The organism is Saccharibacillus sacchari, assembly GCF_037722395.1.
GTDB classification, from domain to species: domain Bacteria; phylum Bacillota; class Bacilli; order Paenibacillales; family Paenibacillaceae; genus Saccharibacillus; species Saccharibacillus sacchari_A.
In genome coordinates this window covers 106,526-120,790 of sequence record NZ_JBBKAR010000034.1, presented here as the reverse complement: position 1 = coordinate 120,790, position 14,265 = coordinate 106,526, and the positions used below count along the sequence as shown (strand labels likewise).

The 14,265-nt window shown below is 54.8% G+C and carries 13 protein-coding genes; 11 read left to right on the top strand and 2 right to left on the bottom strand.

Annotated elements, in window-relative coordinates:
• The first annotated feature begins 87 nt into the window (after window positions 1-87).
• The 7 genes from pgmB to WKI47_RS13250 all read left to right on the top strand — a co-directional run bounded on the left by pgmB (window position 88) and on the right by WKI47_RS13250 (window position 8,845).
• A complete protein-coding gene (gene pgmB, locus WKI47_RS13280) occupies window positions 88-3,081 on the top strand; it encodes a beta-phosphoglucomutase (protein ID WP_340227623.1) in 2,994 nt (997 codons plus the stop codon).
• Between the two features lie 255 nt (window positions 3,082-3,336).
• Entirely contained in the window at window positions 3,337-3,870 is a 534-nt protein-coding gene (locus WKI47_RS13275; RefSeq protein WP_340227622.1) for an RNA polymerase sigma factor, read from the top strand.
• Between the two features lie 19 nt (window positions 3,871-3,889).
• A complete protein-coding gene (locus WKI47_RS13270) occupies window positions 3,890-5,326 on the top strand; it encodes a hypothetical protein (protein WP_340227621.1) in 1,437 nt (478 codons plus the stop codon).
• 128 nt (window positions 5,327-5,454) lie between these two features.
• The gene (locus WKI47_RS13265) at window positions 5,455-6,027 is read left to right on the top strand and encodes a hypothetical protein (RefSeq protein WP_340227620.1); all 573 of its coding nucleotides are present in this window, start codon (window positions 5,455-5,457) and stop codon (window positions 6,025-6,027) included.
• Window positions 6,028-6,507: 480 nt separating this feature from the next.
• Window positions 6,508-7,026, top strand: coding sequence for a sigma-70 family RNA polymerase sigma factor (locus WKI47_RS13260; RefSeq protein WP_340227619.1), 519 nt, complete (start codon window positions 6,508-6,510; stop codon window positions 7,024-7,026).
• 27 nt (window positions 7,027-7,053) lie between these two features.
• A complete protein-coding gene (locus WKI47_RS13255; RefSeq protein ID WP_340227618.1) occupies window positions 7,054-8,475 on the top strand; it encodes a DUF4179 domain-containing protein in 1,422 nt (473 codons plus the stop codon).
• A gap of 142 nt (window positions 8,476-8,617) precedes the next feature.
• Window positions 8,618-8,845, top strand: a complete 228-nt coding sequence (locus tag WKI47_RS13250; RefSeq protein ID WP_340227617.1) for a hypothetical protein — start codon at window positions 8,618-8,620, stop codon at window positions 8,843-8,845.
• A gap of 87 nt (window positions 8,846-8,932) precedes the next feature.
• Here WKI47_RS13250 and WKI47_RS13245 read toward each other — a convergent pair whose 3' ends face one another.
• Complete coding sequence (locus WKI47_RS13245) at window positions 8,933-9,877, bottom strand: ArsR/SmtB family transcription factor (protein WP_340227616.1); 945 nt, start codon at window positions 9,875-9,877, stop codon at window positions 8,933-8,935.
• A 278-nt stretch (window positions 9,878-10,155) separates the two neighbouring features.
• On the opposite strand from WKI47_RS13245, the gene WKI47_RS13240 reads away from it, so the two are divergent.
• The 3 genes from WKI47_RS13240 to WKI47_RS13230 all read left to right on the top strand — a co-directional run bounded on the left by WKI47_RS13240 (window position 10,156) and on the right by WKI47_RS13230 (window position 12,407).
• Entirely contained in the window at window positions 10,156-11,244 is a 1,089-nt protein-coding gene (locus WKI47_RS13240) for a lactonase family protein (protein WP_340227615.1), read from the top strand.
• An 81-nt stretch (window positions 11,245-11,325) separates the two neighbouring features.
• The gene (locus WKI47_RS13235; RefSeq protein ID WP_340227614.1) at window positions 11,326-11,781 is read left to right on the top strand and encodes a DUF4385 domain-containing protein; all 456 of its coding nucleotides are present in this window, start codon (window positions 11,326-11,328) and stop codon (window positions 11,779-11,781) included.
• A 428-nt stretch (window positions 11,782-12,209) separates the two neighbouring features.
• The gene (locus tag WKI47_RS13230) at window positions 12,210-12,407 is read left to right on the top strand and encodes a hypothetical protein (protein WP_340227613.1); all 198 of its coding nucleotides are present in this window, start codon (window positions 12,210-12,212) and stop codon (window positions 12,405-12,407) included.
• A gap of 50 nt (window positions 12,408-12,457) precedes the next feature.
• Here the strand turns inward: WKI47_RS13230 and WKI47_RS13225 are convergent, their stop codons facing one another.
• On the bottom strand, window positions 12,458-13,339 hold the full coding sequence (locus WKI47_RS13225; protein WP_340227612.1) for a hypothetical protein: 882 nt from the start codon (window positions 13,337-13,339) through the stop codon (window positions 12,458-12,460).
• A 276-nt stretch (window positions 13,340-13,615) separates the two neighbouring features.
• Here WKI47_RS13225 and WKI47_RS13220 point away from each other — a divergent pair, with 276 nt between their 5' ends.
• Window positions 13,616-14,263 carry an NAD(P)-dependent oxidoreductase gene (locus WKI47_RS13220; protein ID WP_340227611.1) on the top strand — a complete coding sequence of 216 codons (648 nt, stop codon included), beginning with the start codon at window positions 13,616-13,618 and terminating at the stop codon, window positions 14,261-14,263.
• The last annotated feature ends 2 nt before the right edge of the window (window positions 14,264-14,265 follow it).

Sequence of the window (14,265 nt, the reverse complement as noted above, 5' to 3'; positions counted from 1 at the left end):
GCAATAAAGTTACTTACCCGAAGCCAGGTGGGTAATAGGTTGAGATGTGTTGCAGAGGAAATCAAGATGGGAATGGGAGGAAAATATATGAAGCATTCATCTGCCGGACCGATCTATGCGTATGAGCCTTGGACGGTGACCGAGCATACGTTGGATACGGAGCAGAATTTGCGCGACGAGACCATCTTTGCCGTAGCGAACGGTTATATCGGGGTTCGCGCCAATTTCGAGGAAGGCTATTACGGACCGCTCGGGACTTCCCTGCGCGGGACGTATATTAACGGTTTCTACGAATCGGCGCCGATCGTTTACGGGGAAGAGACTTACGGTTCCGCGCACGAGCGCGAAACGATGCTGAATGTCGCGGACGCGCAGATTATCCGGATCTGGTTGGAGGATGAGCCCGTCCATATGTTCCAGGGAACCTTGTTCGGATACTGGCGTCAGCTCGATATGCGAAAAGGCATCGTGACCCGCACGATCCAATGGCGTTCGCTCGAAGGCCGGGAAGTCGAGATTACGTTCGAACGGATGGCCTCGCTGGATGACCCGCATCTGCTGCTGTTGCGCTGCACCGTTAAGCCGATGAATTTCGACGGCAAAATCCGTTTCGAATCCGAGATCGACGGTAACGTCGTGAACCAGTCTTCGTCGGGCGATCCGCGTTCCGGTTCATCCTTTTCCGGTCCCGTGCTGACGACGTTGGAGATGCGCGAAAACAAAACGTATATGGGCATCATGCAGCGTACGCGGGTAACCGGATTCCACGTGGCGTGCGCGGCCGAGCATAAATTTACGGGCGGCGAGTACGAGTTGGAGACCGATTCTTCGAGCGGGCGGGTCGAGAAAAGATTCACCGTTTCGGCTCAAGCCGGAGAAGAATTCACCCTGGAAAAATACGTCGTTTACCATGCTTCCGAGGAGCCGAACACCGGGGATTTGTGGAAAGAAGGCATCCGTCAGCTAGACGAAGCCTGGGAACGCGGTTACGAGAGCTATGCCGTGGTTCAAGAAGGCATTCTCGATGAGTTCTGGCTGTCCGCAGACATTGCGATAGAAGGTGACGAAGCGCTCCAGCAGGGACTTCGTTTTAGCGCCTACCATATGTTCCAATCCGTAGGTCGTGACGGCCGTACGAACATGGCGGCAAAAGGACTGACAGGCGAAGGCTACGAAGGGCATTATTTCTGGGATACGGAAATGTATGTGCTGCCGTTTTTCCTGTACACGGAGCCGGAGATCGCGCGCAAGCTGCTGGATTACCGTCATTACATTTTGCCCGAAGCGCGCGAGTGGGCCGCAAAGCTCAACTTCAAAGGCGCGTTGTTCCCGTGGCGGACGATTAGCGGCAAAGAGACGTCGGCGTATTTCCCGGCAGGCACGGCGCAGATCCATATCAATGCCGATATCGCACATGCGATCAAGATTTATAACGAGGCCGTCGACGACCCGGATTACAAGTACGGGGACGGGCTGGAGATTCTGATCGAAACGAGCCGCTTTTTCGCGGATTACGGAAGTTTTATTCCCGGAAGAGGCTTCTGCATCAACGGCGTGACCGGACCGGACGAGTATACGGCGCTGGTGAACAACAATGCCTATACCAACGTCATGGTGCAGGATCAATTCGAATACACCGTGAAGTTGATGGAAGAAATGAAGGAACTGCACGAAGGACGCTGCGAAGAATTATGCGATCGGCTTCAGGTGAGCGATGCGGAGATTGGCTCCTGGCGTAAAATGGCCGAGGAAATGTTCATCTACCGTGAGCAAGGCATGATCGGCCAAGATGATACGTTCCTGCATAAAGCTCCATGGAACTTTGCCGATACGCCAAAAGATAAATATCCGCTGCTGCTGCATTATCACCCGATGGATATCTACCGTCATCAGGTGCTGAAACAGGCTGATCTGGTGCTCGCGTTCCATATCCATCCTGACCGATTCACCCGTGCGGAAAAAGCGCGTGCCTATATCTACTATGAAGGCTTGACCACCCATGACTCCTCATTGTCCGCGTGCGTGCATTCGATGGTCGCTTCGGAGCTGGGGTATCTGGATCAGGCGTACGAATTCTTTATGGAAACGGCGCGGCTCGACCTGGACGATACGCACGCCAACGTGAAGGACGGTATTCATGCCGCCGCTATGGCGGGAAGCCGCTTGGCGATCCTGAACGGCTTTGCGGGAATGAAGCAGGACGAAGACAAGCTGAGTTTCCGTCCGGTCATCCCGGATCAGTGGGAACGGTATGCTTTTTCGCTGAAATGGAAAGGACGCCGTCTGCATATCAACATCTCTGCCGATTCGACCACGTACCGTGTCCTGGAAGGCGACCCGGTCAAAATCGAGCATTTCGGCGTCGAAGCGGAGCTGGAGGAAGAACTGACCTTGCCGAACCGGATTTTGGGCGGCGTGCTGTTTGATCTTGACGGCGTTATCACCGACACGGCGGAACTGCACTACCAAGCGTGGAAAGAATTGGCCGACGAGCTGAACATTCCGTTTGACCGCGAATACAACGAGAAGCTCAAAGGCGTCGACCGTATGGCTTCGCTGAAACTGATCCTCCAAAACGGTAACCGCGAGTTTTCGGCTGAGGAAATGGACAAGCTCGCCACTCAGAAAAACGAACGCTACAAAGAACTGCTGATGACGTTGACCCCGGACGCCCTGTTACCCGGTGTGCGTAAGCTGCTGAAGGCACTGCGTCGGGACGGAATTCTTGTCGCGCTGGCCTCGGCTAGCCGCAACGCGCCAACGGTGCTCGATCGTCTCGGCGTAACCGACTTGTTTGATTACGTGGCTGACGCCGGTGCTGTAGCCTTGCAAAAGCCGGACGCGGAAATTTTCCTAAATGCGGCTGAAGGACTCGGTGTACATCCACTGCGCTGCATCGGAATCGAGGACGCAGAAGCCGGCGTAATCGCGATTCATCGCGCAGGCATGCCGGCGATTGGGATCGGGACCGAGGAGACGCTGCCGGACGCCGATCACCATGTCACGACTCCGGCAGATCTGACTCCGGCGCTGCTGCGGGAATGGATGGAAGAATTTCCGAAGCGGGAGCTGAAAAACTAATAGGGATCGCAGTAAATAATACGTTGACCAAGCTGAAAAGCGAGTTTGCGCTTGAATAAATCCGTTTGCGATTTAAGAACGAATCGAACAGAAAATTCGCCGCATCAACCTCCAGATTTAAAAGGTCAACAGACCAGCCGCACGGTGTATCCTGAAAAGGAGCACGTGCGGCTTTTTTTCTTTTTTCCGACAAATGAAACTTTCCACGGGGAACAATCCGTCATAGCGGTGCAAAGGGAGAAGAGGGGGAATGAGGTGATTGAGACGTTGAAATGGGAAGAAGCGGAGCAGCGGATTTGTCACGGAGAGGAAGAGCGGTTTTTCGAACGAATCGACAGGCAGAGCGGCAAGCTTTACAGCATCGCCTACAGTTATTTGCGCAGTGAAGCGGACGCGTTGGAGATGCTTCAGGAAGCGTCGTACCGGGCCTGGTCGAAGCGTGGATCGCTGAAAAACGACGAGCTTTTCGACTCATGGCTGATCCGCATCTTGATTAATTGCTGCATGGACGAGTTAAGGCGGAGAAAACGGGTGGTGCCGGTCGGGCAGATCGGGGAAAGCGCAAACGGATCGGCGATGGCGCAGATGCAAAGCTCCGATCAATCGGATCTGGAAAACGCGTTGAACCGTTTACCCAAAAAGGATCGGCATGTCGTGATTTTGCGCTTTTACCACGATATGACCCTTACCGAAATCGCGAACATTTTGCGCAAGCCGGAAAGCACGGTGAAAAGCCGGTTGTACCGCGCTTTGAAGCGAATGCGGACCACATTGGAGCGTCATCTTTAATTACGGGAGGAGGATTTAAATGGACGAGAAGGTAGAAAAAAGAATCCGGCAGGACGCGGAAACTCTTCGTCACCCGTCGAACATGCCTTCGTCGGAGCGGCGCGGTGCGGCGATTCGACGGGGGATGCGGCGAGCGCAAAACGAAAATCCGCGTTCTCGCATGAAAGGAATGGTTTACGGCGGCGTCGCGGCGGCAGCGATCGCGGCAAGCACGCTATGGTTCGCGGATGCGGGCCTTCTGCAACCTGTCGTCGAACCTGAAGAAACCCGGCAATTTTCCGATACGCTCCAAACGTCGGATTTACAGCCTTTCGGCAAATTGTTGACTAGCGACGCGGTACTGAGCAACGCATGGGATCGCGGTTTGGTCGAACGCGTGGATGTGATCGCGAACGCACATGACGGAATGACGTTGAATATAAAAGGCATGGTTCGGGATAGCCGCCGGATCACGTTGTTTTATGAGCTGCAATCGCCGGACGGCCATGCTACGGAACTGGACAAGCCGGAATTGGTCGATGATCGTTACGGAGACACGTTCGCATCCACGTCTTGGATTCAGCGAACGTCTTTCGATTCGCAGACCCGCACCACTTACGGATTGGCGACGCTTTTTTTCGATAGCGAAGCGTCGGATCGACCTGAATCTTTGCTTTTGAAAGTTAACGCTATAGCCAAGCAATCGACCGACCCGGCTCCGGAAATACCGCAATCGGAACGACTCGGATCTTTCGTCGTTCCTTTGGAGCTTTCTTCTGCCTCGGCGCAGGAGCAAGAGATCGTTTACGAACAGCCCAAAGCGTTGACCTTGTCGGGCCAGACCCTTGAGATTCATCGGGTACTGCTTACTCCGCTTGCCGTTTACTTGAATGTATCCGAACAATCGACCAATACGGATCGGTTGTTTGACCTGATCGAACCTACGCTCAGCTTGGTTCGGAACGGACAGACCTTCAGGCTATCGACACCCGGCTTTCCATCCTTTATAGAAGGACGAACAGGCTGGGAAATGAGCTTTGCCAACGATGAAGGCCTCGTGAATCCCGATACGCTGACGTTCGGCGCGGAAGGCATCCAATCGCTGCCGAAACAAAAACTGAGTCTCGTTTTGAATACCGACGAACAAAGCGTGCTTCAAGCGCCGGACGACGGTTTCACGTTGAATGTATCCGGCGCGAAAGACGGCAACGAAGAGTTGAGCATCCGCTACCCGGTCACCGAAGACGAGTTCGGAAGGCTCGGTTTGATGAGACTTGGTTCGACTTTCAAGGACGGTGACGGAAACGAGCATGAGATGACCGGTTCGAACGAATTCGTCGCGACGGGAAAAGGGGATCTCGACAGCGCGAACTATACTTTTTATATTCATAAAGAAGATTATCCGCAGCCGTTGACCTTTGCGATCAGCATGTATCCGGGGGGCGTGCGCGATAAGCAGGAAGTGACGTTGAAGTAAATCGCGATTCGCGACAAAATTTCCATTATCCGATTAAACCGCCGACCTTTTTTATCAGGAAGGCGGTTTTTATTTTTCAAAACCGTTCGTCACCGTGCCACCGTCTATGTTACATAATCGATTAAAAAATGGTCGGCGCCAAGCTCACGGTAAGAAAAGACGGTCAAACGACCGTGTCCGAAGGCGGGTTGGGCGTCGGGGCCATCGAGCAAACGGAAGACGGATCACCGAGATTCGTGTTCACGTTCGATAAAACGGCACTGCCGCAAAATCCGGATTCTGTCTCTTTCAGCGTGGAAGGAATCGAAGCGTTGAACGCGGAAGAACGTAAATTGATCGTCGATACGGATACGAAAAAAGTGCTGCAAGCGCCGGAAAAAGGCATCACAGCCGCCGTCAACTCGGCTACGAGCGGAACGAAGCAGCTTCAGATCGGCTATCCGGTCGACGCGGAGCAGTTTTTCGGTTCCGATCCGTCTTCGATGCTGTTTTTGGACACGACATTCACCGACGCCGTCGGAGCGGAGTATCCGTTGACGTATCCGAGCGATGGAAGTTTGTTCGGCGAAGTGCTGCCAACAAGCAAATCGGCGCTGGCCTCGTTCGTGTTCGTAGACCGGAACTATGCGCAGCCGCTGACGTTCACGATCTTGGCGTACCCGAAAGAAACGCTGGAATATCGGGAAATTAGATTGAAATAAAAAGAATTCAAAAAAAGCGCGCCAATTTAGATCGTTTTGGTATGCTGCTCTATCCAAAGGCACGAAACGTTTGGCCTAAGTCGGCACGGCGGCAGCGACGAAGAGTTCGTGATGCTTTACTTCAAAAAAGGCGATTACCCTCAACCGCTGACCTTGAAGATCGAAGCCTAACCGAACCTGATCGCCGGCGCTCAAGACATCGTTTTGAAGTAAACAAAGGGTTCTTTCCCGGCATCTCTTCTTCGTAAAACCGATGCAGGCCCAAAAGACCGTCTCCCCCTGAGACGGTTTTTTCATGTCTTTTTCCGTATTTCCCTAAAAAATCAATCGTTTTAAAAGCCTGCTGCGTCTTAAAGACATCAGATTTTGCAAAAGGCTGATACCGAACATCATTTCGCGGCGAAGGTGGCTTTTCGTCGTCGAAAAAACGTTCGGGCGATCGGCGAAGACCGCTGCAGCGGTCTGGACAGGAGGGGGAACATGGAGAAAACGGCAGAAAGCACGGAAATGAAACCCAAAGCACGTTCGTTGTCGGAACAGGAAGCCCAGTTTTTTGAACGGGTGGAGCGTCAGCAACGCAAGTTGTACGCGATCGCGTTCAGTTATCTGCGCAGCGAAGCGGATTCGCTCGAAGCGGTGCAGGAAGCGACATGCCGGGCCTGGATCAAACGCAAGCGATTGAAAAATCCGGACGTGTTCGAAAGTTGGCTGATCCGGATCGTGATCAATTGCTGCATGGACGAATTGAGGCGCAGAAAAAGATCGTTCCCGACGGCGGAATTCGAAGAAAAAGCCGGTACGGGCGAAATGCAAAGTCATAATCGGATCGATCTGGAGCGGGCTTTCGGAAAAATGAAGTCCAAATATCGGCACGCGGTCATGCTCAAGTATTATCATGGCATGACTTCGGCCCAGATCGCGCACGTGCTCAAAAAGCCCGAAGGCACGGTCAAAACGTGGCTGCGCGAAGGGTTGAAGCAGTTGAAAGATTTTTTGTGACGAAAAAGCAAGCGGGAGGAAATCGACATGAGTAACCATGAAGAACAAAAGTTGCTGCACGACGCGGAACAATCGGAACGCGAATCTCGGACGATCGGCAGCATGGAATTGAACGAAGCCGTGCGCCAGGGAATCGGAAAAGGCAAACAACGCGTGACTCGGCGCCGGGCCGTTTACGGAACAGGCGTATTCACGGCTACCGCCGCCGCGATCATTGCGTTGTCGGCGTCGCTGCTGCCGGGAGCGGGCGCTCCGAACGAATCGCCCGCTCCAAGCGCGGTCACGGCAGGAGTGCCGAATGAACAAGCCGCGACGGAGCAGTCCGAAGACGTACCGAAAGAAAATATCGCGGATTACGCGAATATCGGCATGGACAGCACGCTGAACCATCTGATACAGGGCGGGTACATGAACTCGCTAAGCGAAAAGGTCGAACAAGACGGGTACACGCTGACGCTGCGCGGCGAAGCGATGGACGACCGGAAAATGTACGTAGCCTTCTCGCTGGCTAACGATACCGATCAACCGGTCACCTTCAACAATACCGAAGTCGATTTCGGGGCGGATGCGTATACGAAATGGATTTCGACGTATATGGGAGAAAACGGCGTGCTGCCGGCCGGAGCCGACGCTACGTTCTTTGCGGAAATCGAATTGTCCGGCGGAACGGATTACCCGCAGAAAGCCGTTTTCCGCACGACGGTCACGCCGGGAGAATTCGGCAATCCGACAGGCGAAGGAAGCCGGATCGAAATTCCGTTCAATGCTCATCCGGATACGCTCAAAACGGAGATTCGCACGACCGAAGTGAACGGCGAATTGACGGTAGGCGGACAAAAGATCGAAGTGAGCACGTTGGAAACTTCGCCGCTCGGCGTCTATGTGGATTACGCGGCCGACGAATCGAACGATAAGCAAGTGTTCGAGCTGATCGATCCCGTTTTGAAGATCGCGAGCGAAGACGGATCGCAAATCGCCGACTTGCATTTTACGGCGGAACAAAGCAAAGGAACATTGACGTTCGAACCGACGGGAATCGAAGATCCGGCTTCGATCGACTTTACGATCGCCGGCATCTCGGCGGCCGATACCGACCGTACCCTCTTGGTGGTCGATACAACGACGGGCGAGATCGTCGAAGGCGACGAAGCGATGTCGGTCGCGGTCGATTCTTCCGGCAAAGAGTTAACGTTCGAACGCAAAGTCGAAACGTCTTCCGACGACGGCCGGTACATCCCGATGTTCCAATTGTCCGACACGTTTACGGACGCGGCAGGAACCGAACATCAACTGATTAGCAAATCCGGTTACCGGGACGAAGCGGACGGTACCAGCGTCGACAAGCTGATTTTTGAACTGGACGGTCAGGCGATACAACAGCCGGCTGCATTCCGAATCGAAAAATTCTGGGAGCCGATCTGGGAGCCGGCGGAATTGAAAATCAAATAACCGGAATACGCACGCCCGTAAACGTCAAAAGCCTTGAGTCCCGCTTCAAGCGGTAAACCGAGGCTTTTTTTTGAAGTCACGGCTTGCTTTCGTCGCAAGACTTGGATATAGTGGGAAAAAATAAAAAGCCGGAGGGATGTTCATGACGTACTCGCAACGCGACGGCGCCCAGGCGGGCGCTTCGTCGGATATCGCGCATCTGGAATACCGGATCGGCGAGCTGAACGACCGGGTAGGACGGCTGCTGGCGGAGATCGAAGCGTCGCAAAGCGGGCCGGAGGAACGGCTGTCGGATCTTAGGGCGCAGTTTGAACAGGCAAAAAACGAACTTGTATCTCTACAAAACGAGCTTGCCGCGTATGAAGACTGACGCGGCAAGCTCGTTTTTTCGCATACTTGATTGTAAAACCCGTACGGCTGGCGATCCTCGGTTGGTCCGGGATTTAGGCCGCGAGACTCAAGGCGTTAACCCGGAGGCTCCGGACTCCGGCTTGATCGCATCCCGATAATAAAGCCGGAACAAAATATCCTGATTGTAATTGCCGAAGCCGCTGCCGAACAGCGTGACGCCGCCGACGTGCTGGGCTTCGTTGCGTACGCCGATCCGAAGCTTCCATTCCTTGCTCGACGGCGAGATTTGATCGAGCGTAACGGACGACAGCGGAGTACCGTCCATGAAAGTGCCGCTGCGGTTGATTTTGAGCCTTTTCAACAGTCCGTATTGGTTAATATCGTTCGGCCACCAGGTCGGGGTCAGGTTGCCGCGTCGTTTGCCGTAGTCGCCCGGGCTCGTCCATGTTCCCAACTCGACGCCGTTCAGATGAAACGTAATATCGGACGGCCATTCCTCGTCGATGCCGGGCGCTTCGGACGAGATTTCCATCGAAATTTCCAGCTCCTCGGGCGTCTGGCTAGATAGCAGGAAGTTCGGGGCACGGTATTCGACGAATCCTTGCCCGAACCATAGAATGGAAGCATTTACCCGCTCCGGGGACAGGAAAAAGCGCGGATCGTCGAATTGGCCGATCATTTTCTCCGTCGTCGCCAGTCCGCAGGTCGGATGCACTTCCCAATCCGTGAAATGCCCGATCGGCACGTTGACCGGATGTACCGATCGGCGATCGCTCCCGGCTTTCGGCAAAATAATCTCGATTCGGTCTTCGGCCAATGAGCAGACTTTGCGCGCGCCTCCCCGTCCGGCCATCCGCTCGGTGCGAATCAGTCCCGCGACTTCCAACTTTCGTACATGCATCGTCATAATGGCGCTGCTTAGATTCGAGGCTTCGGCCAGCTCGCGTACGTTCATCGGCCGCTCGGCGAGCAGCGACAGCAGGTTGAGGCGGACTTTGCTGGCGAGCGCTTCATACACGGGCAGCGATTGTTCGGTAATATCGAGTTCCATGGCTTCCTCCAAATGGCAATGTTTTTCAACTATTCGATAGCTTATCTTCTTCCTAACAGTATATAATGCAAAGCAGGTAAAAGCACGGTTTACAAGCATTAACTTGCTCGGCAGGTCTCAAAAAACGTCGAAATCGGCAAAAACAGACCGATTCGACTGTCGAATCCGGACGAATTTCGGCAGGTTCGTTTCAGAAAGAAAGGTTCTCGTTAATAAAGGAGCAAACACACCCTCACAGAAAGTCGACAAACAAGCCGCAAGAAAAGGAGACTGAACAGATGACGGCATCTGCACACAACATCCATTTTTACGTAGGAACCTATGCTTCCGAACAGGAAGAAAGCCTATTTCATTGCATATTGGATACGACCAGCGGGGAAATGCACATTGTTTCCGGCACGGTCGGTATCGAAAATCCGTCGTATTTGACGGTAAGCCCGAACCGGCAAAACCTATACGTGGCTAGCGAAAAAGCGAACGGCGAGCTGTTTTCCTACAGTATCGACCCGGAAAACCGGGAGCTGCATCTGCACGACCGCAAAGTCTCGGAAGGCTCTTCGCCGTGCTTTGTCGAGACGACCCCGGACGGGAAAATGCTGTTGGCGGCGAACTACGGAGGTTGCGTGGTGGCACTGCCAATACGCGACCGCGGCTCTTTGGATCAGGCAAGTCGGGTGAGGCATACCGGTTCCGGACCGAACAAAGACCGGCAGGAAGGTCCGCATCCGCATGCTTTCGTGTCGTCGCCGGAAGGCACTTTTTTGTTCGCGCCCGATTTGGGAACCGACCGCATCGCGAAATATACGCTGGAAGACGAACTGCTGTTCAAGCAGGATGATACAGAACTGCCTCAGGGAACCGGCCCGAGAACGTTGGCGTTTCATCCGAGCGGCAATTGGGCTTACGTGTCCGGCGAATTGGACAATACCGTCACGACATTCGAATACGACGGACAAAGCGGCCGGCTGCGTCCTTCTCAGCGCGTGCTGCTTTTGCCGGAGCCACAGGCGGCCGATCCGGCCAACACGGCCGCGCATGTCGCGGTATCGCCGTGCGGCGGTCACGTGTACGTTTCCAATCGAGGCGACGACAGCCTTGCGCATTTTGCGGTGAATCCCGAAAACGGACAATTGACGCTGGTGGAGCGCGTGCCTTCGGGCGGAAGCGTGCCGCGTCATTTTGCGATCGCGGGCGATTGTTTGCTTGCGGCAAATCAGGAAAGCGGCAGCATCGTTTCGTTTACGATCAACGAACGCGACGGAAGATTGACGCCGACCGGATTCGCGCTGGAGTTGAACCGTCCGGTATGCGTATGCCCGTTTCCCGAAACGAAAGAATCGGAAAGCGCGGCGGCGGAAACAAGATGAGCCGAGCTTGAACGGCGGAACATGGGGCCGAGGATCAAGATGAACCGTGAGCGAGGCCATAAACGCGGGGAGGCGGAAACGATGAAGGCATTCGACTATGAGTTGGATTACGAAAACCTGGACTTGAGAAAACAGCCGGAATTGTATCGCGTCGGAAAAGGCGAACAAGGCGTGCTGATGGTCCAGCCGTACAAAGGCGAGATTTTGCCGCATTGGCGTTTCAAAACACCCGAGATCGCACGCGAGTCTTCGGAAAAAATTTATGCGATGTTTTTGGAGTATAAAGAAAAAGACGATTTTATCGGCATGGACATGGCGCGCAAATTTTTGCAGATGGGCTACACGCGCGCCCGGCGCTACACCAACTACAAAGGCGGGCGCAAATATGCCGAAAACGGCACGTTGTCGATCAACAAAGGCGACCCGCAAAAAGCCGAATCGGCAGCTATTTTCAAAAAGATCTGGGAGCAGGCGAAAACGGACGAGGATTACGTTCGGATGAAAGAAGAGCATAAAGCGAAGTACGAAGCGGAGTAAAAACGGCTTGTGCAAGGCGTAGCGAAGCCGTACGGAACAGCGTATTCTGAACAACAAACGTAATCCGTAAAAAACAGCGCAATCGCTGCCGAATCGGGTCTGATCGATACAGAAGGGGCAGGGAAGTTTGCGCAGAAACGAAAATGTTAGAAGGTTTGGGGTAAACGAAGTTCGGTTTAGTCAAGCGATCCAAATATAAAAAAGGCTGTTCGGGACCGAGATGCGAGTACGGTTCGGAACGGCCTTTTTGGGCGCGAGCGAAAATAAGTACGGATATACACTTATTCGGATCGGATTTTGCGTTTTTGAGAGAATAGATGCAGATATCCATTTAATTTCTCGATTTCATGCGTTTTCGCGACATTTTTCTTCAAATAAATGGATATCTGTATTTATGTGAAGAACAGCGAGCGAAACGAACGAAAGAGTTGCATTACAGCATTTATTTCCGCAAAATCCTGCTGGCAACCAAACCGTTCTGGCTTAGCGATCTGGAGCACTCAACCGCCGAACCGCCAAATCCGTTTGAGTTCGAACCCGGATTCGAACTTCATTTCGAATCGACAGCGTTCCGCGAACAAAATGCGGCGGAGCGAATTCCCGGCGTTTGCGGGCTTGGCTGGTAGGCTGGCGTATTACGACGTATCACGGATCGCAAATATTGGCCTATTGTTGCTTATTGTTCCGGGCGGGCGTGGCGCGAGCCGATAGGCGTAGCGGAAAGTTCGGTCCCGGCGCTCGGCCCCGGGACGGCTTTCGGCTGCGCCGCGGCCGGGCGGAGCTGCGGGGAATGCCCGGCATAAGGGCGCTCCCGCCGCTTGGAAGCGGCGGGTCGCAGCGCGGCGAACCCGGCCGCCGCCAGCAGCAGCTGCGCGAGCAGCAGCCACGGCGCGGCCTGCGGCCCCAGCGCCGGGTTCAGCAGCGCGGGAGCCGCTGCCAACAGCGGCACGACGCGCCGCAAGACGGGCCGTTCGGCCCGGTAGCCCGGCTCCAGCAGCCGCGCCGCAAGCAAAGCCGCCAGCAGCCAGGAAGCCAGGCGGAGCAGCGGCAGCCAGGCGGAGCCGTCAAGCTCCGGCTCCAAGGCGAACTGCCAGCCGGCCGCTCCGGCGGCGGCCAGCAGCGCCGGCACCAGCGCCGGCTTCAGCAGGCGGAGAAATCCGCCGCCCCAGGACGGGCGCTCTTCGTGTTCGAGCAGCACCGCCAGCTCGTGACGGGTCCGTTCCAGCTCGCGATGCAGCGCTTCGTGCAGCAAAGGCAGGCGATTGCTTTCTTCGCCATGCAAATACAGAGCCAATTGACCGTCCAGCTCGGATGCGAAGCCCTGCATCCCCTGGCAGAGCAGCAGCCGCTCGCGAAATCTCGCTTCCAATCCCGGCGCCGGGGAAGCGAACGGGGCGTCCAATGCTTCGTCCAACAGCGCAGCCGCTGAGCTCAACGCTTCCAGCGCCGAACGTAGCCTCCGCTCGCGGTTTGTCGCCCGCCGTTCCAAGGCGCGGCGGGCTTGTTCGTAAATCCATATCGCAAAGGCCGCCATAGCCAGCCCGATCACCGTTTCCATTCTGATTCGCCTTCCTCTCGCGCATCGCATAAACCTGTCTTACCCACTATTACACAAGCCCGATGCGGCTTCAAGCTTCTAAGGTGCGAATTCTGTACGCGATCACCGAGATTTGAAGCTTCCTTGCAAGGTTTCATGGACAAAAAGGTCGGGTGCGCGTACAATTCGCTTCGCGGGGAAGCAAGATCTTTCCCGGAAACGGGTATAGGAATCAAGAAGGCTTTATCGGATCGATATAGGACTGCGTAAGCAGCTAGCGAAAGGACGGAATCGACAATGGAATTGGAAATGATGAAAATATTAGTATTGGGCGCGGATGGGCCGATCGGCCGCCGCTTGGTCAAAGAGGCTTTGTACCGAAAATGCGAGGTCACGGTGCTGATGCAAAATCCTTCGCTGCTTCAAGAGGAACATGCGGCTTTGCGCGTGCGCGAAGGAGATTTGCTTGCGCCGGGCGCGATCGCTTCGGCGGCGGCAGGTTGCGAAGCGATCTTGAGCGCATTCGGAACAGAGCCGGGCGAAGGCCCTCTTTTATCGGAAGCGGCACGTTTGATTTTGGAAGGCGCGGAGGCGGCAGGCGTTGAGCGTGTCATCGTCGCGGGCGGATCGGGTACGTTGCTGACGGCTCCCGGCGTTCGCGTCATGGATGCGCCGGATTACCCGGAGGAGCTGCTTCCGCTGGCACAGGCACATGCCGATGCGTACGAGATTTTTGCCGAGAGCGAACTGGAATGGACGTATGTCAGCCCGGCTGCCTGGATCGAACCCGGCAAGCGCACAGGGAACTTCCGCGTCGGCATGTCGATGCTGGTTACGGACGACGAAGGGCACAGCCGAATCAGCATCGAGGATTTTGCCGCAGCCGTCATTGATGAACTGGACGATCCGAACTTTATCCGCTCGCGCTTCACGGTAGCTTACTGATC